The 23,961-nt window shown below is 57.1% G+C and carries 15 protein-coding genes; 6 read left to right on the top strand and 9 right to left on the bottom strand.

Annotated features, from left to right (window positions below; translation table 11 throughout):
• Window positions 1–190: 190 nt before the first annotated feature.
• Complete coding sequence (locus AC3IUA_RS05920; protein ID WP_489359576.1) at window positions 191–5,314, top strand: NEL-type E3 ubiquitin ligase domain-containing protein; 5,124 nt, start codon at window positions 191–193, stop codon at window positions 5,312–5,314.
• Between the two features lie 178 nt (window positions 5,315–5,492).
• Here AC3IUA_RS05920 and AC3IUA_RS05915 read toward each other — a convergent pair whose 3' ends face one another.
• The 6 genes from AC3IUA_RS05915 to AC3IUA_RS05890 form a co-directional block, all read right to left on the bottom strand.
• Window positions 5,493–6,779, bottom strand: a complete 1,287-nt coding sequence (locus AC3IUA_RS05915; RefSeq protein WP_489359575.1) for a hypothetical protein — start codon at window positions 6,777–6,779, stop codon at window positions 5,493–5,495.
• A 58-nt stretch (window positions 6,780–6,837) separates the two neighbouring features.
• A complete protein-coding gene (locus tag AC3IUA_RS05910) occupies window positions 6,838–7,338 on the bottom strand; it encodes a CS1 type fimbrial major subunit (RefSeq protein ID WP_489359574.1) in 501 nt (166 codons plus the stop codon).
• 49 nt (window positions 7,339–7,387) lie between these two features.
• Window positions 7,388–8,128: a molecular chaperone gene (locus AC3IUA_RS05905; protein WP_489359573.1), complete on the bottom strand. Its 741-nt coding sequence runs from the start codon at window positions 8,126–8,128 to the stop codon at window positions 7,388–7,390.
• Window positions 8,129–8,187: 59 nt separating this feature from the next.
• On the bottom strand, window positions 8,188–9,525 hold the full coding sequence (locus AC3IUA_RS05900; protein ID WP_489359572.1) for a hypothetical protein: 1,338 nt from the start codon (window positions 9,523–9,525) through the stop codon (window positions 8,188–8,190).
• Window positions 9,503–12,025: a TcfC E-set like domain-containing protein gene (locus tag AC3IUA_RS05895; RefSeq protein ID WP_489359571.1), complete on the bottom strand. Its 2,523-nt coding sequence runs from the start codon at window positions 12,023–12,025 to the stop codon at window positions 9,503–9,505. The genes AC3IUA_RS05900 and AC3IUA_RS05895 overlap by 23 nt, the downstream gene beginning before the upstream one ends.
• Before the next feature lie 113 nt (window positions 12,026–12,138).
• A complete protein-coding gene (locus tag AC3IUA_RS05890; protein ID WP_489359570.1) occupies window positions 12,139–12,636 on the bottom strand; it encodes a CS1 type fimbrial major subunit in 498 nt (165 codons plus the stop codon).
• A gap of 554 nt (window positions 12,637–13,190) precedes the next feature.
• On the opposite strand from AC3IUA_RS05890, the gene AC3IUA_RS05885 reads away from it, so the two are divergent.
• Window positions 13,191–13,763: a PadR family transcriptional regulator gene (locus AC3IUA_RS05885; RefSeq protein WP_489359569.1), complete on the top strand. Its 573-nt coding sequence runs from the start codon at window positions 13,191–13,193 to the stop codon at window positions 13,761–13,763.
• Entirely contained in the window at window positions 13,760–14,545 is a 786-nt protein-coding gene (locus AC3IUA_RS05880; protein WP_489359568.1) for a siderophore-interacting protein, read from the top strand. The genes AC3IUA_RS05885 and AC3IUA_RS05880 overlap by 4 nt, the downstream gene beginning before the upstream one ends.
• A gap of 52 nt (window positions 14,546–14,597) precedes the next feature.
• Here AC3IUA_RS05880 and AC3IUA_RS05875 read toward each other — a convergent pair whose 3' ends face one another.
• Window positions 14,598–15,269 carry a Pr6Pr family membrane protein gene (locus AC3IUA_RS05875; protein WP_489359567.1) on the bottom strand — a complete coding sequence of 224 codons (672 nt, stop codon included), beginning with the start codon at window positions 15,267–15,269 and terminating at the stop codon, window positions 14,598–14,600.
• Between the two features lie 9 nt (window positions 15,270–15,278).
• A complete protein-coding gene (locus AC3IUA_RS05870) occupies window positions 15,279–15,509 on the bottom strand; it encodes a VF530 family protein (RefSeq protein ID WP_150804022.1) in 231 nt (76 codons plus the stop codon).
• 355 nt (window positions 15,510–15,864) lie between these two features.
• Between AC3IUA_RS05870 and AC3IUA_RS05865 the strand changes: the two genes are divergently transcribed.
• Both AC3IUA_RS05865 and AC3IUA_RS05860 read left to right on the top strand, forming a co-directional pair.
• A complete protein-coding gene (locus AC3IUA_RS05865; RefSeq protein ID WP_489359566.1) occupies window positions 15,865–17,247 on the top strand; it encodes a carbohydrate porin in 1,383 nt (460 codons plus the stop codon).
• A gap of 107 nt (window positions 17,248–17,354) precedes the next feature.
• Window positions 17,355–19,784: a glucose/quinate/shikimate family membrane-bound PQQ-dependent dehydrogenase gene (locus AC3IUA_RS05860; protein WP_489359565.1), complete on the top strand. Its 2,430-nt coding sequence runs from the start codon at window positions 17,355–17,357 to the stop codon at window positions 19,782–19,784.
• 95 nt (window positions 19,785–19,879) lie between these two features.
• Here AC3IUA_RS05860 and AC3IUA_RS05855 read toward each other — a convergent pair whose 3' ends face one another.
• Complete coding sequence (locus AC3IUA_RS05855; protein ID WP_489359564.1) at window positions 19,880–21,106, bottom strand: hypothetical protein; 1,227 nt, start codon at window positions 21,104–21,106, stop codon at window positions 19,880–19,882.
• 396 nt (window positions 21,107–21,502) lie between these two features.
• Between AC3IUA_RS05855 and lon the strand changes: the two genes are divergently transcribed.
• Window positions 21,503–23,920, top strand: coding sequence for an endopeptidase La (lon, locus tag AC3IUA_RS05850; RefSeq protein WP_489359563.1), 2,418 nt, complete (start codon window positions 21,503–21,505; stop codon window positions 23,918–23,920).
• The last annotated feature ends 41 nt before the right edge of the window (window positions 23,921–23,961 follow it).

The raw sequence follows: 23,961 nt of genomic DNA, 5'->3' as shown, positions 1-23,961 counted from the left end.
AGTAGCCATTATGCTGCCCGCTTGCGGTGTAAAGCCTATTCACTATAGAGGTGGTAATTAGTTATTTTCCGCATTTCAATATTTAATGTTTCATAAACAAAAGCCACTGTTCAACAACCGATTTTCAGACTTTTATTTTGCGCACTGACGGATAGGCTGGACACTCCCATCAATGCTCAAGGTCATCACAATGTCTGACTTACAAGGACGTATATCCGCCCGTCTCGGCGCTGACACAAACAACAATAAAGGCCCTCACTACAGCTTCATCACGGGCAAGATCAATCCTGCCTTCAAAAGCGCCTCGCTAAAGAGAGTCCGGGAGCTGAGTGCTACCCGGTCGGGTCATCAAGACTGGTACACCAGCGCAACTTCTGCGCACCACGCCACGCTGCAAGAGGCCAACATCAACCTCTGGACCTCACAAAACAACGTAGACCGGTTTCTTGAGGAACTGCAAGGCATCCATGAATTTGCCGAACTGTTGCTCAGTGCCGCACTGAAAGAACAGTACGGGGTCGATGATGATGTGAAGACTACTTACTTACACCTCTACCTCCCCAAGGATCGCCCCTGGTATGTAATCGACACCTCGGGGGGCGTCATCACCCGGACTGTTTCGTTACTGGATGCCGCCCTGCATAACTTCGGCGCCTCTGAAAAATACGAAGCCGACTCCAACTTCATCAGCAAGCCCGATGAGCGCGGGCTGTTCGATATCAAACCGATCAAACGCAAAATGACCATCAGTCAGTTCCAGGCACTTTGTCGTGAACTGGACATTGGCGCCCGTTATACCAAACACCTTGAAAGCATTTTGCTTGCCGGCGATGCGGTAGCAAAGGCGGTTTTAGAACACAAAGTTACTGAAAGCCAGAAAGCCGCCTTTGTAGCCGCCGCACATCTGGCCTTGATGACCAAGGACATTGAGTCCGACACCCATGGCCTGATACTAGCGATGCTTGAGGGCCAACGAAACCTCACCCTTAAAGGCAAGGTCGTGCAGTTTACCGAACTGTCGATACTGGATGCTGCCTTGACCGGCATCGTGCTGATTACCACAGTCGCGGAGCAAACCCGTACTGTCGAAAGGTTGGTCGCGTATGTCCCTAATGACCCCGAGCATCCGCTGAAAGAATACGCTTCGGGGACCGATTTCTTGAATGAGCTGGCCCGCCAATTGCGCGACAACGCCTTCATAGAGTCGACCCAAATGACCTATCAACAATACTTCAGCCAGTTCGTCGATCAGCAACAGCGAGGGCACTTTTTCGCCGGGCTCCAGCAACGCCTGCTCAGGGTGCAATGGCATGAAAAAGAAGATCTGGATCAACGCCCGACGTGGCGAGAAGAACCCGTAACCAACCCCAATCTGCAATTTCGCGTCACACCGATCACTGGCGACTTCTGGAAGCATCTCTATCAGCAAAAACTCAACAAGATTCTCAATGACGCGCGAGATATAGCGGTCTCCACCGCCGATACCGATAGCAATGCCCGTTGGGCCTGGTGGGACAATTTCAAAAAAATCGTCTCGGACATCTTCAACGTCGCGCTAATGGTCGTCACCCCCTTCGTTCCAGGTCTTGGCCAGCTGATGATGGCCTACACCGCCTATCAAATAGCCAGCGACGTCATCGAATCCATCGTCGATCTGGCCGAAGGCCTGTGGGTCGAAGCCGCCGAACACTTCGTTGGCGTGGTGACGGATATCGTTCAACTGGTGGCCTTTGCCGCAGGCGCCAAGATTGGCCAGATGGCTCGCCTGAAGCTTTCGCCCTTCGTCGACGGCATGAAGCCCGTCGAACTGCCCAATGGCCAGACCCGCCTGTGGAACCCCGATCTCAAACCCTACGAACGGCCGAACCTCACGTTGCCGGCCGACTCCAGCCCTAATGAGCGGGGTCTGCACTCACATGAAGGCCAGGACATTCTGCCGCTGGACGACAAACACTACGTCGTGCAAATAGACCCGGAAACCGACAAGCATCGGATCAAACACCCTACCCACCCCGAGGCCTATTCACCCGAACTGAAACACAACGGCCTTGGCGCCTGGACCCATGAAGCCGAAAACCCGCGAACCTGGGAGGGCCCGACGCTGATGCGCCGCCTCGGCCACAGCGTAGGCGGTTTGAGCGATGCCGAACTCGAGCAGATCCGCACCGTCAGCGGAACCCGGGAGAATGCACTGCGCAAAATGCACGTTGAAAACGCTCCGCCACCGCCACTGCTGACCGACGCACTGAAGCGCTTCAAGATCGATCAAGAGGTGGAGCAGGCAAGTGAACTGATCCGTGCGGGACGCCCCCTCGATCCGTCCTGGTACTGGTTCGAATCCCTCGCGCCCCATCTGGAAGGATGGCCTTCGGATAAAGCGCTGAAGGTGTACGAAGACTCCAGCAAAACCGGAAACTTTCGCCAGTATGGAAAGGTCGACGCACCAGAGGATCACACGCTCACCACCAGCCTCTCGCACGTCTTGAGCGGTAAATTCGGGGAAAGCCTCGTGGATTTTCTGAACGAGGAGGAACTTGAAACGCTGCTCGGCAAAAAGGTCCCGAAGGATGAGCAAGTGCAAGCCCTGCGCGATCGCTTGGCTGAGGAAGCGGAAAAGGACAAGGCTGACATCTTCAAGCAGATGCATCAGTTCAGGGAAAAATCGGATAACGCCCACATTCAACTGCTCCAGCGCACATTCCCGGAACTCCCGTCCGATGTCGCAGAAAAGTTGCTGAGCGGCTCCAGTGACGCCGAGCTTGAGCGCATGACGCAAGAACAACGCCTGCCGTTACGCTTGAGAAACCGGGCCCGCGAAGCGGCGTTCGAAGCACGGGCCAGCCATGCGTATGAAGGGTTCTATGACGAGGCATACCTCGTACCTGATACCGAAAGGCTGGCCCTGAACTCACTCAGAATCTATACCGACACTTTCAGTGATTTACGTATCGAAGTCCGTGAGGGCACCTATGACGGCCCCCTGCGTTGCAGCGTTGGCAGGGCAGAGGCTTCGACCGTCCGGGTACTGGTCAGGAATGAACGCGCACAGTACGAAGTCCGCGACTCTGCCAATACAAAACTGCATGAGCCCGGCGACTTCTATAATTCGATCCTACATGCGCTACCTGCGGACAAACGCCTGCAGTTGGGCTACCAGACCGGCCAGGGACGGCTGTTCAAGCAATGGGTGATGGTCAAGACCGAAGCGCCCGCCGAACGGCGGACGATTCTCGCAGAGCCACCGATCCGCCCACGGGTCGATCGAGAGACAATGACCCTCCTTCAACGTCCGATGCTCGAGTCCTTCAGCAGGCTTGTGGGCCGGCGCCCCCCTTCGCTCGAGGAAAGGGTGAAGGCCCTGTACCCCGGTTTTACGGAAGAAAGGAGCCGTCAATATGTTCAGAGCATCGACTCCCCTGAAGGGCTGAGAATCCTCAGCGACCTCGAGGCCGAGAAAAAAGCGCTGCTGCAGGATCTGGACACCTGGTTGAAGTTGCCGACTCAATGGCCGCGGGGCAATCGCCTGGTAGCCGAGGAGCGGTCTGTAAGAACTCGCGTTTCCAATTCACTGAGGGAATGCTGGGAAAATCCTGCAACGGGTTATGAAGACGCCGCTGGAATCAGACGCTTCGGCAGTCAGCTTGATCTGAGTAAACTGCCGTTGCTTCGACACCTCAGAGGCCTGCCCAAATTGAGGGCTGACTTTAGCCATGTCACTAGCCTGAACCTGGCAGATACAATGCTCTCCAACGTAGAGGCGAGCTTCCTGGAAAACTTCCCTAACCTTCATTCGCTGGATTTGACCGGGAACTCATTGGACAGCTTCCCGGTAGCCATGAGGGACATGCCCCGCCTCACCTACCTTGGCCTTGCGGAAAATCCGATCGAATGGACCGAGCAAAGCCTCGCGCGACTCAAGAACTTGAAGCGTATGCAAGTACTGATCATGTCGCACAACGATCGACTGACGGTGGCACCGGATATCAGCCTCATGCCTGATCTGCATGGATTGGTCTTGTCGCGTACCGGCATCAAGGACTGGCCAGCCGGAATCTTCGCACACCCCCGCCCCAAAGACTTTTTGCTGGAACTGCAAGACACGTCTATTACACACGTGCCTGAAGTAACGCCAGGTTCGCCGGAAGCAGAAACGGTCGCGCGCACTCGGCTGGACCGCAATAAGCTCGGCCTTGACGATGAAGAACGAATGGTCAATTACCGCAAGGCTGCTGGTCTGGACCCTTACCGCACCTACAATCCCAGGGGAGAAAAAGGTAGCGAATTCTGGATGCAAGGCTTGAATACCGAGCAGCGAACAGACAGGCAAGAAATATGGGATGACCTTGAGCATGACCATGGCTCCCAAGGTTTTTTCGAGGTCATCAAGAGCCTGGAGCAGCCTGACAATTTCGAGACCGCGCAGGACAAAGCGTTGTATCGGCAAAACCGCGCGCAGCTCACCCAGAAAGTCTGGCGCATGCTGGTTGCGATTGACCAGGATGGCACCCTGCGCAACAAGCTGTTTACCCTGGCGAGCCAGCCCGTCAACTGCGCCGATGCGGGTGCCCAGATCTTCAACGTCATGGGGGTCGAGACACTGGTCTTCGAAGCTTATAGGGATTTAACCGGCGAAGGCCTTGAAGCCAGCCTGGCAATCCTGGCCCGGCAAAAGTCACGCCTGAACCAGGTGAATAACATCGCTCAAGCCGTGGTCAAGCACCGTATCGCCCCCACCCATGAAGGCGGGTCTGGATTGCGACTCAACACCGATATGTTGGATGGGGTCCCCGGAAGCGTCGATGAAGTGGAGGTTTACAGCGCCTATCAAACCGCTCTGAAAACCCGGCTCGAGCTGCCATGGCTGTCGGAACACATGACCTACAGGCTCACAGCCGATGTCGATAGCGCCGCGATCGACCAGGCCTACAACACCGTTATGGACCTGGAGTTCGGAGACGGGCTGGTCGATCAAATGATCAAGCAGCCATTCTGGGAAGAATACTTGCGGGATGCTCACCCCAAGGAGTTCAAGGAAAACGAGCAGTTATACGACGGCAAAGCCGAACTGCTTGATGAGTTGCGGATAGCACAAAAAGACTGGGCACATTCCGAAGCGTTGCCTGAGGCAGAAAAAAACCAGCGCAAGGAGAAACTGAAGAACCTTGCCAGCAAACTCCCCGTTCCTGAGAGCGTGGTCTTCACCGACGAAGAAATGACCGATGAGGTGTATGCCAGGCTGTACAGCGACATCTGGCATGACGAGAAGGAACTGAGCCGGCGCTTGACTCGCGCAGCACTGAGAAACGCAGGGTAGGCGCTGCCGCAGGCTGCGATCTTTTGATTTTCGGCGCACCGAAAAGATCGCAGGCTGCGCCAGCTCCTACACCGACCGGGTACACATCGTGAATGTACGCAGATTTTGTAGGAGCTGCCGCAGGCTGCGATCTTTTGATCTCCGGCTGCCTGGGCTCGACAGAGCATCAGCCCTCCCCTCACCCCACTTCCGAATCCCAGATAACCGTGATGTCGCCCGAATAGTGACGGCTGTCTCGCTGCAACATCTCTTCCACGGCGCCTTTACTCACCTCAAAGTGCAAGGTCCCGGGTTTGTGATCGACATACAGAGCAGGCTCGAATCTTTCGGTCCCGACACCGTCCACCCGTAATCGGCGACGGCTCACCGATTGCCGTTCTGCGTCGCTTAAACCGTTGGGCAAGCTCACCGAGACATCCACCGGTACCTGATTGTTTTTATCGTCCTGTAAAGCGCAGGTACTATTGGCCGCGTAATGCTCACACTCCATGCTCATCTTGAATGCGGTGGAAGTCCAGATATTGAAAGTTTGATCGCGGAACAATCGTGTCGGCTTGCGACCTTGATTCAGCCAGGCCTGCCAGCCGCCTTGTGGCAGCAAGACTACTTTATTGCCACCCGGGGGAATGTCGACTTTGAATATATGATCGACCTTCAGGGTGAAATTGAACACCAGCTCGTTATCGCTGGGGATCATCACGTCACCCAAGTCAAAGTCCATCATCGGACCGACGCTATAACGCACACGTCCGGTATAAATACCCGCCTTCATTTTCAGTGGATTAGGTGTGGTAAGTTCATACATAAAATCCAGCTTTGAGTAACCGAATCCGGGAATGTCGAAGGCGGCTGTTTTCCCACAGACTTGCCCAACAGGCACGTTCCAGAAGAAACTGCCCCACCTATCCTCAACATAATATGCATTGGTTGCCGTGGTACAAGGACGAGGTGGATAGTACCAATGACCATTACTGTAAAATGCCTCGGACCCTCCCCATAAAAGTCCATGCGCCTTGGAAGAATTCACCTCAGGTCTTCCAACCAATTCCCTCACCGGGTGACTCAGAAGGTAGTTGCCGCCTATACTCGTGACACGGATCTGGACTGTTTCCGATTCGAGGCCGTCTGCATGTAATACTTCCAGATCACGCCACTGCGCCGGTATCTGAAACATCGGCCCATTACGCAGAGCATGATTAGCCTGAATGGGAACATTGGATTCGGCAGTAATATTACTTTGAATGCTAAATATCTTTCTGATGTTACAAAAATACGGATGTATCGCGCAGTACCCACTAGGAGGTGTTGTATTTTTAAAGCTGTTTAATCCGGGGTTTGTAGGATCAGGTACAAACTCCGCACTGATCTCCACCACATCAGCCAGGACCGTTGTTGTCAGCAGACCCAACACTGAACTCGCCAGTACAGAAACCCACAGAAAACTCAATTTTCTTATTGACTTCATGCTTTATACACTCTGAACCACCCCATTACCCTCAACCATTCTGGCAGGCACCGCACCCTCAAAAATCCGGCAACACCGCATTGAAGATCATATTCACGCTGCCAAAGTACTCGCCCGACTTATAAACACCACCGGACGGTGGCGAGGGCATTATTTCCAACAACACGCGCTTACCCGATATCCCCTCTGCCACTGAAACAACTTCTTTGGTTTCTACGTCACTCAACACGGTTCCGTTGAACATGACCGTTAAATCAATGTTATCGGTATCCGTGCCGTTAGACAGATACGGTCTGCCCTCAAGTCGTGCCTCGATCGAACCGGCTTCATTCTTGACATCGAAAGACTTGCGCAAGCTGCCCAATGTCGACGTCACCAGATTCCACGGCAGTCTCTGCTCGCGATGAATCCAGTCCGGGTCTGCAGGCAGTACATAGAACGCCAGGGTTGGAACGGTGACCGACACCTCGAACGTATGTTTCTCTATAGCGGCAAAAGCCGCAGCGCTTCCCAGCACGACACCTGCCAGTGAAAGCACGATGGTCAGTTTCTTGAGCATTTTCATCACCTGTTACTTCAAAACCAATCGCCAGGATGCGGTTGCGTAGTTATCCCTTCACTTCCAGTTTTTTACTGACCTCACCTTCGACCAGCGTGAAGCGGTATTCACGACCCGCCTGCTTTTCAAACTGGAAAGTCCGGCCGGCAAGAATGTGATGCTTGGTGGTGGGTTGACAGTCTTGCTCGTTTTTCACTGAACAGTCCTTGAACTCATCAATCACTACCACCGTGTTGCCGTTGTTGCGGATCTGATAGCGGCTCGCACTGTTATCTATCGCGCTATCGAAACGTGTCTCCCTGGGCCGCACGAAAAACACCGTGCCGTAACCGGCCAATACGTTAACCCCGGCCGACAGGCCTTTTTTGTAGTCTTCGCGTTCTTCGGCCGAGACGGCGAATTCATCTTCTTTCTCCGGCACGACGGGGACAAACCGCACGCGGAAGTAGCGCTCCTTCTCCCGTTCGCCCATGTACAACAACCGCGTGCCCTGCATACCGTTGGCCGGCACGATCAGCCGCGCCGGGCTGGCCATCAAGCCATCACGGGCGCTGGCGTCGGCCTGCGCCTTGAGTGGAATTTCCCGCGTAGTGCCATCGGCGTCATAGACGATCTCGAGAATATTGACCTTGACGAAGGCCGTGCTGTCGCCACCGTTGAAGACGCGCTTGAGGTAGGTGCTTTTATCGCCATCCAGATAGTCGTACACCACCCCGACATTGATACTTGGGCCCGCATGAGTGATTTGGGCCATTAAACAAAAACCAAATAATGCCAACAGGCGTTTCATATTCCTGTACCTCGTTGATTGAATGCAGCAGTGCAGTGAAAACCTGTTTAAAGAACGGACTAAATCTCCGAATCCCAGATAACCGTCACATTGCCGGAGTATTGCCGGGACGGGCCTGGACGGATCATTCCAGCCACTTCGCCCGGGGGAATCTCGAAGTGCAGCGTTCCCGGTTTGCGGTCCACATACAAACCCGGCTGGAACAACTCGGTACCACTGCCATCACGCAGTAACTGCCGACGATTGACGGATTGCCCGCCAGCATCGGTCAAGCCATGGGGAAGACTCACGCTGACATTCAGCGGCACCAAGTCACCGGAAACCGGCTCTCGCAAAGAGCAGGTATTGCCACCCTGGGTGTACTCACACTCCATGCTCATCTTGAATTGGGTGGAGGTCGAGATATTGAAGGTTTGATCGCGAAATAACCGTGTTGGTCTTCGTCCTTGATTCAGCCAGGCCTGCCAACCGCCTTGTGGCTCAAGTTGCACCCGGTTACCGCCCGGCGGCACATCGACCTTAAGAAGGTGCTCCACCCTCAAGATGAAATTCAACTCGATGATGTTGTCGTCCGGCAACATGATATCGCCCATATCAATATCTGCGCCGGGCCCCAAGGACACTATCAGGCTGCCGGTGTAAGTACCGGTCGCCATTTCCAGCGGGTTGGGGGTGCGCAGTTCGTAGGCAAAATCGAAGGCGTAGTATTGAAGTTCTGGAATATCGAAGTTGGCGTTTTTCGCGCACAGCCCATCAACAGGGATCAACCAGAAAAACAAAAACTGACTGGGCCAGGGAACAGCCTGGGCCCCCGTTGTTACACAGGGTCGTGGGGCCGCATCCCATTCGCCTTGAGCGCCTCCGGTCCAGAGCTTACGATGGGCCTCACCATTGGAGCCAGCTCCACCCACCAACTCGGCAACCGGTGTGGTGGTCTTATAGGTGCTGGAAATCCCGGATATCCGAAAGCTCAACCTTTCCGATTTCCCGCCCCCGACCGGGACTACATCCAGATCCCGCCATCCCGACCGGGCCTGTATCATCGCCCCCATGCGCGGGTTGGTATGCTTGGCACTAATAGGCCCTGTCGAGTTAAACAAGATAGGCGTATTGATGCTGAACAAGCTTCTTGATCGACAAAACGCACTGTATTGAATGTGAGCGCAGATTCCCGTTATCGGTGTTGTGTTCTTGAAATAGTTAGCGCTGGGGTTGGTGCGGTCTGGTTTGAACTCGGCGGTAATGGGCAACGTTACAGCGAAGGCAGGAACTGTGAAAAACAACGCCATGGAAGTAGCCAGGAGTTTTTTTACCACGCGCTCAGCCAATTTTTTCGGGATAGTCATATTAAATCCAACGTATCGAATGTAGCGTTTAACCGGCCGTTTCAGCACCATAAGTCGCTTCCGCCAACGTATCCGGCGTACACCGCAAGTCCCCGATCATCAACACATTGTTTTCGCGGCGCGCACCGCTCGGGTCGAGGCGGAACTGGCACAACAACTGATCGCCATAACGCACTTCCAGGGTCGGCGAACCGGCTTTCATTTCCATGGAGAAGAAGCCGTCCACTTCACTGACCCCACGGCTGGCGTGGTTGATGATGTGATGGCCCTTGAGCGGTTTGCCCTGGGGGTCGATCAAGCGGCCGAGCACGGTCAGGGTTTTGCTGATGGTGATCTTGCGGTAGTCCACGCCGCCCTTGTTCAGGTGATAGCTGGTGCGCGCCGGTTGAATGGTCGCGGCCGGCGGGTGGTTGCCCTCGAAGTCGAAGCTCACCGAACTGCTCTTGTAGGCGGTGATCGGGATGAAATTGCGCCCCGGGCGCAAGCTGGCGCTGCCGCCACTCAAGTCGTCGGCGCGCAGGGCGATTTCATCGAGGTCGGATTCGACGTCGATGATCATCCCGGCACCACTGCCTTGATGCTGGCTGGTCATGACGATGTGCTGGCCACCCACGGCGACGGTGCTGTCCAGGTTCAGGCCGCCGGTGAAGTTACCGTTGAAGGAGGAGCGTTGGAGAAAGGCGTCGCCGTTGATCGCCTCATTCCTGAAGTTCGTTGTGCCGGACAGGCCGACACCATAGGTGTCGGTGATCGCGGTGGCCGACACGCTTTGCAGCACGTGGCCCTGCAGGTCTTTGCGGTAACTGAGCGAGGCATTGTTGTCGCGGCCACCGTCACGGGAGGTGCGCGAACCGATGCTGCCGGACCACTGCTCACCCGGCCCGCCCAAGGCCAGGCTGACGGTCAGATCGAACCCACGATTGCGTTCGTCACCACTACTGAAAGTGCCGGGCCGGTCAAACACCGAGAAGCGCCAATTGGCATCGCTGCCGAACAGGTGGGTGCGCTGGGTCCAGCCCAGATCCAGGCCTACGCCTTCACTGTTGCCTTCGCTATACGAGACCCGACCGTTGACCGAGTTTTTGCTGCTCAGGCGGTGATTCACCGACAACGACGAGTTGCTGGTCTGGCCGACAAACACATTGCGCTGTCGCACCCGGGAGCCATCGGGCAGGGTTTCGTAGGTATTGGTGGTGTCCAGCCAACTGCGGTTATGGGCGGCGAACACGCTGCCGGAACCGTAGTTGTACATCGCTTGCAGATCGAGACCGGTGCCGTGATCCTCGGTCTGGTAGACGTTGGCGAAGAGGCTGGTGTTATCGGCCAGGGACCAGTCGACCGATGACCCATATTGCAACGTATCGCGAACCTGACGAGCCGAGACGCCGAGAATCACCCGTGGATGCAGCAGGTAGTTGAAGGCGGCGCCTGCGGTCATGTCGCCGTAAGCCTGCTCATCCCAGTTACTCAACAACTTGCTTTCCTGCCCGGCGAACAGGTTGTAGCGCCAGCGATCATCGTGGTTGCGCCAGTTGCTCGGTTTGTACACCAGCTCCTGGGTGGTGGAAGTGATCTGACCGTCTTCGATCAAGCGCACTTCCACTTCGTAGATACCGCCGGGCAAGGACCGGGTATCCAAGGTTTGCAACCCGGCATCGACCGGCTGGGTATTGATCAGCAAGCCATTGCGAAAAATCTCCACCGAAGCCTGACGGTTGGCGGTGACATAAATCGGGTAGACGCTGGGTTTGGGGCTGTTGATCGCCAGGCTGTCGGAGCTGCCGTACATGAGGCCCACCGCGGTGTCGGGGCTGGCGCCGAACGAGCGCGGTTGACGGCTCAGGCCCTCGGAGTTGGGGGTGAAATAACCCAGGCGCAGAAAGCTGCCTTGCAGCTCACGCTGGCTGTAGAGTTCGTGGACCGCGTGATAGAGCTTGTCATCCGGACCGCCCAAACGCGACAGTTGCATGTTCAGGTTCTGGGTCCAGTTGCCCAGGCTGCTACTGGCTTCCAGGCCATAACGCCCGCCCAGGTCCTGTTCCTGCCCACCGTTGAGGTTCAGCTGGTTGCGCACGATCAAGCCGCTGCTGCCGCCTTCGGGTTGATCGTAGTAACGCTTGGTTTCGCTGTCGCGCTCGGCATTCTCCGTGAGAATCGACACCAGGGAGTTTTCGAGGTTGTAATGGATGGCCAGCATCTGCTCTGGACAACTGCTTTCGCAGGTGCCGAGGGCCACACTTTTTTGCAAGTAAGCGGCCCAGATTTCCCGCTCACGGGCGGGGATATTACTATCACCGGTATCGGCAAATTCAAGCAGGGTGATGCGATCATCGCGCGATAACACGATCATCGCCTCACCGAGAAATTGTTGATCAAGTTCCACCCGAACCGCCAAGGGCACATCAAAGAAGTGCTCTTCGAACTCCGCTGGCAAGCCTTTGGCTTGAGCGAGCAAACTACGAGGTGTCGTGCCGTTGGTAGTTGGCGCGGCCAAGGCACTTGCGCAAATAAAAAGTGCGAGCGCCGCCGCGATGGGAGTCATCGGGAACATGAACGAAATACTCTAAGGGTGAACGTCAACGCAGTAAAAAGTCCGGTCGACAGGGATACTGCCGACCGGTTTCGAATGTCTTGTGAGACTGGCGCTCACAAGCATTCAAGGCATCAAGGAGTTGGCACGGCGTCAAAGATCATGGTGACCGCACCGGTGTACTCACCCGGCTTGTAACCAGTGCCTGGCTTCGTCGGAGCAATGACCAGTTCGACACGCTTGCCTGGAGTGGATTCAACCTCGCCGACTACTTCCTCAGTCGCCGTATGGCTGAGCGCTTTGCCATTGAACGTCACGGTCAAGGGGACCTTCTCCGCCGCTACACCGTTGGACAGGAACGCTTCACTTTCAAGACTGGCGGCAATCGAGCCGTTGGTGTTTTTGGTGTCGAATTGCGCACGCAAAGTGCTCAGCTCATCGGAGATCGGGTTGTAGCTCAGCACCTGATCTCTAACGATCAGATCCGGATCCACTGGCAGTACGTGGAAGACCTTGGTGGGAACCGATGCAACCAGATTAATGGAATGACGCGCTTCGCCTGCTGCAAAAGCCATGGAAGAACTCAGTGCCAAAACAGCCAGAGGAGTAGCGATTGCAATTTTCTTGAACATTGTTAAACACCTGTTTTTTTCAGATTAGTCGGCTATTAAAAGGCGCTGAAAAGCCAATACTTCTTAGAGCCAGGACGGCCATTCACTTGAACTTTCAACGCCGAAACATCATCAACCAATCGCCCATCAAAGTAAGCAGGCAAGTTCCGGCAAGCGCGTAGTTAGAACGGCATAGAAATAGAGTGAAAAAACCAGAAAAAACAACAAGCCAGATGATTAACCGTAAGAACCTGACTACCGACAGATTAGCTGTAATTTCATTACAGATCAGCAGCGCCTTGCAACTTCCGTAAGACCCGTACCACACCCCAAATAAATAAAGGCCGAACTCGATACATTAGAGAGTTAACACTAAATCATTCTCTTTTGAATATGAAAAAATATTAAGTTTTAGCGACCGAGTATTGTTCGACAATCAAACAATATCCAGACCTGAAGGTATTCGCCCGCTCGCGGCACCGGGGTTGCATTCGCCGCGCACCGTTGGTCCTGTCCCCTTGCTTTCCATCCAAGATATATCTTAAGTTGTATCTAAACCCGACGAGAGAGAGAACATGAGAGAGCACCCTCCCCATCGCGAGCACGGTGACAGCCGCGACGGCTTCGAAAATCGCCCGGGGCGTTTACGCGGTGGCCGTGGGCCTCGAGTCTTCGCCCCCGGTGATTTGAAACTGCTGCTGCTGGCACTGATCGCCGAGCAGCCGTGCCACGGCTACGACCTGATCCGCCAGATCGAAGGCATGTTTGACGGCGCCTACAGCCCCAGCCCCGGGGTGATTTACCCGACGTTGACCTTCCTGGAGGAAAGCGAATTTATCCTGGGCGACGCCGAAGGCGGAAAAAAACGTTACAGCGTGACCGACGCTGGACGTCTTTCACTTGGCGAGCAAGCAATTGCCCTCGACGGGGTGCGCCTGCGCATCGAAGTCAGCAAGCGCTCATTGTGCGGGCGGGACCGCCCGGCGGAGATTCACGAAGCCGTGCACAACCTGCGTCATGCGCTGCACATGCACCACGGCCGCTGGAGCCCGGAAGAAATCCTCCGTGTTCGCGACCTGCTCAACAACACCGCCAAAGCCATCGTCGACGGTCCTGGCGTTCAACCTGCTCCGGAGAAAGCCGAATGACCACCGTTACCGTGCAGACGATTCACCGTGTCAGCCATGAGATCAAACGCCGTCGACTGCAAGTGCTGCGAGTAGTCGACCTGACCCCGCGCATGCGCAGGATCACGCTCGGTGGGCCGGAACTGGCCGGGTTCATCAGCCTGGGCAGCGATGATCATGTGAAGGTGTTGTTCCCGCAGACGGCTGAAGAAACGGCGGCGCTGGAAACCCTGGTGCTCGGCGCTGGTAAAGACGGCGGGCCGATGCCTGCCATGCGCGACTACACACCACGACGCTACGACCTGCAAACGCTGGAGCTGGACATCGACTTCGTCTTGCACGGCGACGGCCCGGCGTCGACCTGGGCTGAACAGGCCAAACCGGGGCAATACCTGCACATCGGCGGGCCACGCGGTTCGATGGTGGTGCCGGACATCTTCGACAGTTACCTGCTGATCGGCGACGAAACCGCCCTGCCCGCCATCGCCCGCCGCCTGGAAGGGCTGACTGCCAATCGCCGCGCGCTGGTGGTGGTCGAGGTGGCAAACGCCGCCGAACGGCAAACACTGGAAAGCGCCGCGCACGTCGAGGTGATCTGGGTATTGCGCGAAGGTGGGACTGAGGATTTGCTGAGCACCGTGCGGCAACTGCAAATGCCGACCGGCGAGTTGTATGCCTGGGTGGCGACCGAAACCAAGGTATCCCGACAGATTCGTCGAGTGCTGCTCGATGAGCACCGGCTCAATGAAGCGTTCGTTAAAGCCGTAGGTTATTGGCGGTTGGAGGGGGGTGAGGCGGAGTGATTCGCCCAAGCGGACCCTTGTGGCGAGAGGCCCCTCGCCACAAAAATCGCGCTCACTCCAGATTTGTGCTGGAACGCCGCCCCAACCACCGATCCACCCCAACCACCACCAACGAAATCAGCACAAACCCGACCAATATCCCCGCGGCATTGAGAAACACCTGTGGATAACCCAGGCGGGCAACATCGATGAACGGGTACTGGTACTGCCCCAGCGACTGCCCACGCATCAGGGCGTAGGCGAAGTACACCAGCGGGTAAATGACCCACAAGCCAATGTGCTTGAGACGCAGCGTCCCTTTCGGCACACAGCGCCACCAATAGCCAAGAAACAACAGCGGCATTATGTCGTGCAGCAACTCATCGGCGAGAAACTGCCAGCCTTGCGGTTGCCACAAATGCCGCAGCAACAGGCTATAGGCCAGCCCGACCAGTATGATGCTCGCCGCTATCGCGCTACTGACCCAGGGCTGCAGAAAGAAATCCCGTGCCTTCGATACCTGCGGGTTCAGCTCATAGGTCAGTACCACGGCAACCAGAGTGTTGCTGAGCACGGTAAAGAAGCTGAAAAAGCTCACCAGGCCACCCAGCAGACTGGCTTCAAGGCTCCAGCGACCGTAGAGGATCAGATACAACTGAATGCTCAATCCCGCCCAGCCGAGGACCGCGGCCGTCGCAATAAAACCCCGCATCGTGCGTGAGTAGGTAGCCTGCTCGGCGTGCATCCTGGTGTCCTAGATCGGGCGTTTGGTGCGCTGCAGCTTCACGTACAAGCCTTCGACTTTCTCACGGGCCCAAGGGGTTTTACGCAGGAAGGTCAGGCTCGACTTGATGCTTGGGTCACTCTTGAAGCAGCGAATATCGATGCGCTCGGCCAGCCCCGACCATTCATAGTGTTCAACCAGCGCGGTGAGGATCTGTTCCAGGGTCACGCCGTGCAGCGGGTCGTTGTTCGGTGCGGTCATGCCAGGCCTTTGAGCGAAGTTTGAGCGAAGAAGGAAAAGGAAGCCGCGCACCTTAGCCGATGTAGGTGAGCCTGAAAAGATCGCAGCCTGCGGCAGCTCCTACGGATTGTGTTCACGCATTAATAACGGACGTACCCGGTCTATGTAGGAGGGGCCGCAGGCTGCGATCTTTTGACTATTACCAAATCCGAAATGATCCATGTCAATAAAAGCGCTTTCTCTCTCGCGGGCAGAGCTTTATCCTTTCAAGCCTTGAAGCTGAATCGATTCACCTTCCTTTGAAATCAGCGGCATGCCGTTCTCGAATCGCTGCTGTTTTCTAACCATTCCCAGAAAAAGACCTAAAACCGCCTCCATGCACGACTTCCAGAAACCAAAAGACAGCGCTGTCCGAAGCCTTTTTGTCGGCCGAAAAACCCTGAACCTGCTCGGCGGCCTCACTGCCTTCGGCCTTGCCACCTGCACCCAGGCGGCCCCGGCATTCGACAGCGACTCCCCCTGGATGCTCGGCGACTGGAACGGTACCCGTACGGAACTGGCGGACAAAGGCTACGACTTCACAGTCGATTACACCGGCGAGATGGGCTCCAACCTGCATGGCGGTTACGACCACGACCGCACCGCGCGCTACAGTGACCAGTTCGGCCTCGGCACCCACCTGGACTTGCAGAAAATTCTCGGCTGGGACAACGCCGAGTTCCAGCTGACCATTACCAAGCGCAACGGCAACAACATCAGCAACGACCGGATCAACGATCCACGGGTCGGTGGCTTCACCTCGGCTCAGGAAGTCTGGGGTCGCGGCCAGACCTGGCGGCTGACGCAGATGTGGTATCAGCAGAAATTCTTCGACCAGAAACTCGACATCAAGGTCGGCCGTTTCGGTGAAGGCGAGGACTTCAACAGCTTCCCCTGCGACTTCCAGAACCTGGCGTTCTGCGGCTCGCAAGTCGGCAACTGGGTCGGCGACATCTGGTACAACTGGCCGGTCAGCCAGTGGGCGCTGCGGGTCAAATACCACCTGACGCCGGAACTCTACGCGCAGGTCGGCGCTTATGAGCAGAACCCGTCGAACCTTGATCGTGACAATGGTTTCAAGCTCAGCGGCAGCGGCACCCAAGGCGCGATACTGCCGGTCGAGCTGGTCTGGACTCCGAAGCTCAATGGCCTGCCCGGGGAATACCGCGCCGGCTACTACTACAGCACTGCCAGCGCCACTGACGTTTATAAAGACCGCAACGGCCAGCCCGCCGCCTTGAGCGGTGAGGCCTATCGCAGCAGTTCCAGCAAACACGGCGCCTGGCTGGGTCTGCAGCAGCAACTCACCAGCCGTGCCAGCGACCACTCCAGGGGCTTGAGTGTGTTCGCCAATGCCACGCTGCATGACAAGAAAACCAACGCCATCGACAACTACGTCCAGGGCGGCGTCGTCTACAAAGGCCTGTTCGATGCGCGGGCCAAAGACGATATCGGTTTCGCCATGGCCCGGGTCCACGTCAACCCGGCCTACCGCAAGAACGCCGAGGCCAGCAATCAGGCCCGCGTCGTCAACGATTTTGACGACCCGGCCTTCCTGCCGCCGCAAGACACCGAGTACAGCGCCGAGCTCTATTACGGTGTGCACCTGACCGACTGGCTGACCGTGCGCCCGAACCTGCAATACATCCGCCACCCCGGTGGCGTCGACCAGGTCGATGACGCGCTGATCGGCGGGATCAAGGTACAAAGCTCGTTCTGATCAGCCTCATCTGCACCAACCCGTTTTAGCTGAACCAAGCCCGCGCCTGATCGTCATCTACAGTGAACTTGCGCGGGAATACTCTTAACGTCACGGAGAACCACACTATGAGCACTGATGGTGCTTTGAGTCGAAGCCGTCTGCTGCCGAGCCTGCTCGGTATCCTGCTTCTGCTAATGGGCCTGGCCTTGCTGGCCGGGGGGATCAAGCTGAGCATGCTCGGCGGCTCGCTGTATTACCTGCTGGCCGGTATCGGTCTGGTACTCACAGGGCTCTTGCTGCTCGCGGCCCGCCGAGCGGCACTGGGCCTGTACGCACTGGTGCTGTTCGCCAGTACGGTGTGGGCGCTGTGGGAGGTCGGCCTGGACTGGTGGCAACTGGTGCCGCGCCTGGCAATGCTGTTTGCCCTGGGTATCGTCCTGCTGCTGCCGTGGTTCCGCCGTCCGTTGCTGCGCGGCCAGACCGCCACCATGGGCACCAAGGCGCTGAGCGCGGCGGTGGTCATCGCCGGCGTAACCGCGTTGGCCAGCCAGTTCACCAACCCCGGTGAAATCAAGGGCCAGCTGGATCGCGACGACGTTCCCGGCATGACCAACACCGCCCCGGCGATGCCCGACGGAGACTGGAATTCCTACGGCCGTTCGGCCTACGGCGATCGTTATTCGCCACTGGCGCAGATCACTCCAGAGAACGTCAGCAAACTGGTACCGGCCTGGACGTATCGTACCGGTGACCTGCCAGGGCCGAACGACCCGGGCGAGACCACCGCGGAAAACACCCCGCTCAAAGCCAACGGCATGCTTTACGTCTGCACGCCCCACAGCCAGGTGATCGCCCTGGATCCGGATACCGGCAAGGAAATCTGGCGTTTCGATCCGAAGCTCAGCACGCAGAATGCGGCGAACTTCAAGGGCTGGGCGCACATGACCTGCCGTGGCGTGTCGTACCACGATAACGCGGCCTATGCGGCCACCGAACAAAGCCCGGTCACGCCTGATGCGACCGCCACCGCAGCTGCGGCGCCAGCGAGCAATATCTGCCCGCGGCGGATCTTCCTGCCGACCGCCGACACCCGTTTGATCGCCCTTGACGCCGACACCGGCAAAATGTGCGAAGACTTCGGCGACAAGGGTCAGGTCGACCTGCGCAGCAACATCGGCAGCTTCACCGCCGGCGGTTACTACTCCACCTCGCCACCTGCGGTAACGCGCAACCTGGTGATTATCGGCGGTCACGTCACCGACAACGTCTCCATCGATGAACCCAGCGGCGTGATCCGCGCCTTTGACGTTCGCACCGGTCGCCTGGTGTGGAACTGGGACAGCGGCAATCCGGATGACACCACGCCGATTGCCGAAGGTAAGGTCTACACCCGCAACTCGCCCAACATGTGGTCGATATTCAGCGTCGACGAAAAACTCGGCATGGTCTACCTGCCGATGGGTAACCAGACACCGGACCAGTGGGGCGGCGGCCGCACCCCAGAGTCGGAAAAGTACAGTGCGGGTGTCACTGCGCTGGATATCGACACCGGCCACGTGCGCTGGACCTTCCAGTTCACCCATCACGACCTGTGGGACATGGACGTCGGCGGTCAACCGACCCTGATGGACCTGAAAACCGCTGACGGGGTGAAACCGGCGCTGCTCGCCTCGACCAAGCAAGGCAGCATCTACGTGCTCGACCGCAGCACCGGTCAGCCGATCGTGCCAATCCACGAAGTCCCGGTTCCACAGGGCGCTGTTGAAGGCGACCACACCTCGCCGACCCAACCGATGTCAGAACTGCACATGATGCCGCCGGTGCTCGAAGAGCACGACATGTGGGGCGTCACCCCGTTCGATCAGATGCTCTGCCGGATCGACTTCAAATCCCTGCGTTACGACGGCATCTACACCCCGCCGTCGCTGCAAGGTTCGATCGTTTATCCAGGCAACTTCGGGGTATTCGACTGGGGTGGTATTTCGGTCGACCCAGTACGCCAGATCGCTTTCCTCAACCCTAGCTACATGGCCTTCAAATCGAAACTGGTGCCTGCTGCCGAGGTGGCTGGCGGCCCGGGTCGCAAAAGCGAAACCGAAGGCGTGCAGCCGAACAAGGGTGCGCCCTACGGTGTGATCCTCGAAGCCATGCTCTCGCCCATGGGCCTGCCCTGCCAGGCGCCGGCCTGGGGTTACGTGTCGGCGGTCGACCTGACCACCCACAAAGTGATCTGGAGACACAAGAACGGCACCGTGCGTGACAGCGCACCGGTTCCGATCCCTCTGAGCATGGGCGTGCCAAGCCTGGGCGGGACCTTCACCACTGCCGGTGGCGTAGCCTTCCTCAGCGGCACCCTCGACCAGTACCTGCGCGCCTACGACGTGAAAAACGGCAAGCAACTGTGGGAAGCGCGCCTGCCAGCAGGCGGTCAAACCACACCAATGACCTACACCGGTAAAGACGGCAAGCAGTACGTGCTGGTCGTCGCCGGTGGCCACGGCTCGCTGGGCACCAAACAGGGCGACTACGTCCTGGCGTTCAAACTGCCGGATTAAGGGTCAGCGCAGTAAAGAGAAAGGCGGCTTCCGAGAGGGAGTCGCCTTTGTCGTTTCATGGAATTCAGGCATCCTCTCCTTCTGCGAAGAAGCATTTAAGGGAGGAAGCCATATACCACTGGGGTGGTTTTTTCAAAGAAGGCATCGCCTGCAACAATCAGTCGTCCGCCTTTTTGAATGGTCATATCCCAGCACGCGCCCCCATCAGCTCTCTTTGTCAAACCACCTTCACCGAAATCGCCGTCCAACGATCCATCAGGAAGAATCCGCCCCAGAATCAACTCAGAAGGGAACTTGGTGATCTGCCCAGCCATAACGACCTTGCCATCGATTTGCAGGGCGCCAGACTGCCAGGAAGCGAACGGATCAGTATCAAACAACCTGGGTTGCCCACCGTTGAAGTCAGCGTCCGGACTACCATCGACAGCAAACCTCATCACCAAAGCCTGCTCTCCATTACTGCCTAACACCAGGATCTTATTGTCATCCTGCAACAAAATCTTAAAAGCTTGATAACCCGAGTTTTGCGGTCCATACAATACAAAGCCGAATTCTCCAAAACCATGGTCCAGCCACCCGTCCGCGCCATAACGACTTAGTAAAATCCTGGTATAGGCTCGCCCGCCCGAGTACTCCGTAATATAACCCCCCACCAGGAGCTTGCCGTCCGTGCCAAGTGCAATACTTGCAAGTTCAGTGCTATTCCCTCGAAACTTAATGGGGGTAGTGCGGCTAAGCGTTCCATCCTCACCCACCGCCAATAGCAGGGTCGTACCACGCCCTATACCGCCGGCATCGACGTCGTAATAGGGAAAGGTCATGAGAATTTCTCCTTGCGCTCCCAACGTCGCATCAATACCCGCGAGCGCCAGGACGGTATTTTCAGGGCGCACCTGGAGAACGACTTTGCCGCCCACTCCGAAGGTGGGATCGAAAAGTCCGTCTTTGTCTAGCCGGGCAAGGGCCGGTAGACCCCGGCTCAATGTTGAGGGCCCGCTGACTCCTGCCAGCACCAGTTTTCCGTCATCCTGAACGCATATTCGACTAACCCTGGAGTCAAAACCGTCCTCGAACTTCACGACCACAAGGCCATTCAGACCAAACGAACGATCCACCGCTCCGTCGCTCTGCAACCGGAACAGCTCACACGCTCCGTTCACCCAGATTGCCACGATCAATTGATCTTCTTTGTACTTCGCAACAGCTCGGGCCTGTCCGTTTTTAAACTCGGGAAAATAAACGTTAGCTATCCCCTCTCGAGCAAAGGAAGTATCAAGATCTCCGGCCTTGAGCGCAGGCAACTTTTCAGTATTAGTTTTCATTTTATTCTTCCTGATTAAATGAACTTGCAGGAGGTACTAACGAGTTCTATCCATTCGGCAACACAAACGCTGCCTAGTATTTGAGCAGGCTTACCCTTGACAAACACCTGTTATAAATGACAGTTCTTGATTCTTTCCGAGCCAATAAAGTGACTTTTAAGGCCCATCGTTAACCCGCCAGGCTTTTCCAGAAATACCGGGATACAACCAGGCGGGGAGAGGAAAGAAATGCCGATAAATTCCAACATTTGCCCGATTTACCTTGGGTCACCTTGCCTCAAACAGACCTGTCCAAAACCTGAAATGCCCATCGTGAGGCACCCGTTAACCCCCTCCCCATTGAAACCGCCGCCCACCTGCCCCATCTAACCTCCATACCCAATGCGCAGGTGCCTCATGAGCGACCAGCAGGAATTCCCGGAAAACCCCAGCGACTACGCCGATCCAGAAAACGCCGAACACCACACCACAGGCACCGGCCTGGCCTTGCCCGGGCAGAATCTGCCGGACAAGGTCTACATCATCCCGATCCACAATCGGCCGTTCTTCCCGGCACAAGTGCTGCCGGTGATCGTCAATGAAGAACCGTGGGCCGAAACCCTGGAACTGGTGAGCAAATCCGATCATCACACCCTGGCGCTGTTCTACATGGACACGCCCCAGGAAGACCCGCGGCATTTCGACACCTCGAGCCTACCGCTCTACGGCACCCTGGTGAAGGTCCATCACGCCAGCCGCGAAAACGGCAAACTGCAATTCGTCGCCCAAGGCCTGACCCGCGTGCGCATTCGCACCTGGCTCAAGCACCATCGCCCGCCGTATCTGGTGGAAGTCGAATACCCGCACCAGCCGAGCGAGCCGACCGACGAGGTCAAGGCCTACGGCATGGCGCTGATCAACGCGATCAAGGAACTGCTGCCGCTCAACCCGCTGTACAGCGAAGAGCTGAAAAATTACCTCAACCGCTTCAGCCCCAACGACCCGTCGCCGCTGACCGACTTCGCCGCCGCGCTGACCTCGGCCACCGGTAACGAGCTGCAGGAAGTGCTCGACTGCGTGCCGATGCTCAAGCGCATGGAAAAAGTCCTGCCGATGCTGCGCAAGGAAGTCGAAGTCGCGCGTTTGCAGAAAGAAATCTCCGCCGAAGTAAACCGCAAGATCGGCGAGCATCAGCGCGAGTTCTTCCTCAAGGAACAGCTCAAGGTCATCCAGCAGGAGCTGGGTCTGACCAAGGACGACCGCAGCGCCGACATCGAACAGTTCGAACAGCGGTTGGTGGGCAAAGTCCTGCCCCCGCAGGCGCAAAAACGCGTCGAAGAGGAAATGAACAAGCTGTCGATCCTCGAAACCGGCTCGCCGGAATACGCGGTGACCCGCAATTATCTGGAGTGGGCGACGGCACTGCCGTGGGGGGTATATGGCGAGGACAGACTCGACCTCAAACACGCGCGCAAGGTGCTCGATCAACACCACGCCGGGCTCGGCGACATCAAGACGCGGATTCTCGAGTTCCTCGCGGTGGGCGCCTATAAAGGCGAAATCAGCGGCTCCATAGTCCTGCTGGTGGGCCCGCCAGGCGTGGGCAAGACCAGCGTCGGAAAATCCATCGCCGAATCCCTCGGGCGGCCGTTCTATCGCTTCAGCGTCGGCGGCATGCGCGATGAAGCAGAGATCAAGGGTCACCGACGCACCTACATCGGCGCCCAACCGGGCAAGCTGGTGCAGGCACTGAAAGAAGTCGAAGTGATGAACCCGGTGATCATGCTCGACGAAATCGACAAGATGGGCCAGAGCTACCAGGGCGACCCGGCCTCGGCACTGCTGGAAACCCTCGACCCGGAACAGAATGTCGAATTCCTCGATCACTACCTGGACCTGCGCCTGGACCTGTCGAAAGTCCTGTTCGTCTGCACCGCCAACACCCTGGACTCGATCCCCGGCCCGCTGCTGGACCGGATGGAAGTGATTCGCCTGTCGGGCTATATCACTGAAGAAAAAATGGCCATCGCCAAGCGTCACTTGTGGCCCAAACAGCTGGAAAAGGCTGGTGTCTCCAAAGGCAGCCTGTCCATCACCGACGGTGCCCTGCGCGCGGTGATCGACGGCTATGCCCGTGAGGCCGGTGTGCGGCAGCTGGAAAAGCAATTGGGCAAGCTGGTGCGCAAATCCGTGATGAAGCTGATCGACGAGCCGAACGCGGTGATCAAGATCGGCAACAAAGAACTGGAAACCACCCTCGGCATGCCGGTGTTCCGCAATGAACAAGTGCTGTCCGGCACCGGGGTGATCACCGGGCTGGCCTGGACCAGCATGGGCGGCGCCACCCTGCCGATCGAAGCCACGCGGATTCACACGCTCAATCGCGGCTTCAAACTCACCGGACAATTGGGTGAGGTCATGAAGGAGTCCGCCGAGATCGCCTATAGCTACGTCAGCTCCAACCTCAAGCAGTTCGGCGGTGATCCGAAGTTCTTTGACGAGGCCTTTGTTCATTTGCACGTACCGGAAGGCGCGACACCGAAAGACGGACCGAGCGCCGGGGTAACCATGGCCAGCGCCCTGCTCTCTTTGGCACGCAACCAGCCGCCTAAAAAAGGCGTGGCCATGACCGGCGAACTGACCCTGACCGGGCATGTACTGCCGATTGGCGGCGTGCGTGAGAAGGTGATTGCCGCGCGGCGGCAGAAGATTCACGAGCTGATTCTGCCAGAGCCGAACCGTGGCAACTTCGAAGAACTGCCGGAGTACCTGAAGGAAGGGATTACCGTGCACTTTGCCAAACGCTTTGTGGATGTGGCGAAGGTGTTGTTCTGATAGACCGATAGCGCCGTAGCAGCTGCCGAAGGCCGCGTTCG

This window comes from Pseudomonas sp. KH_050, from assembly GCF_057838875.1.
This window is presented reverse-complemented; position numbering and strand designations above follow the sequence as displayed.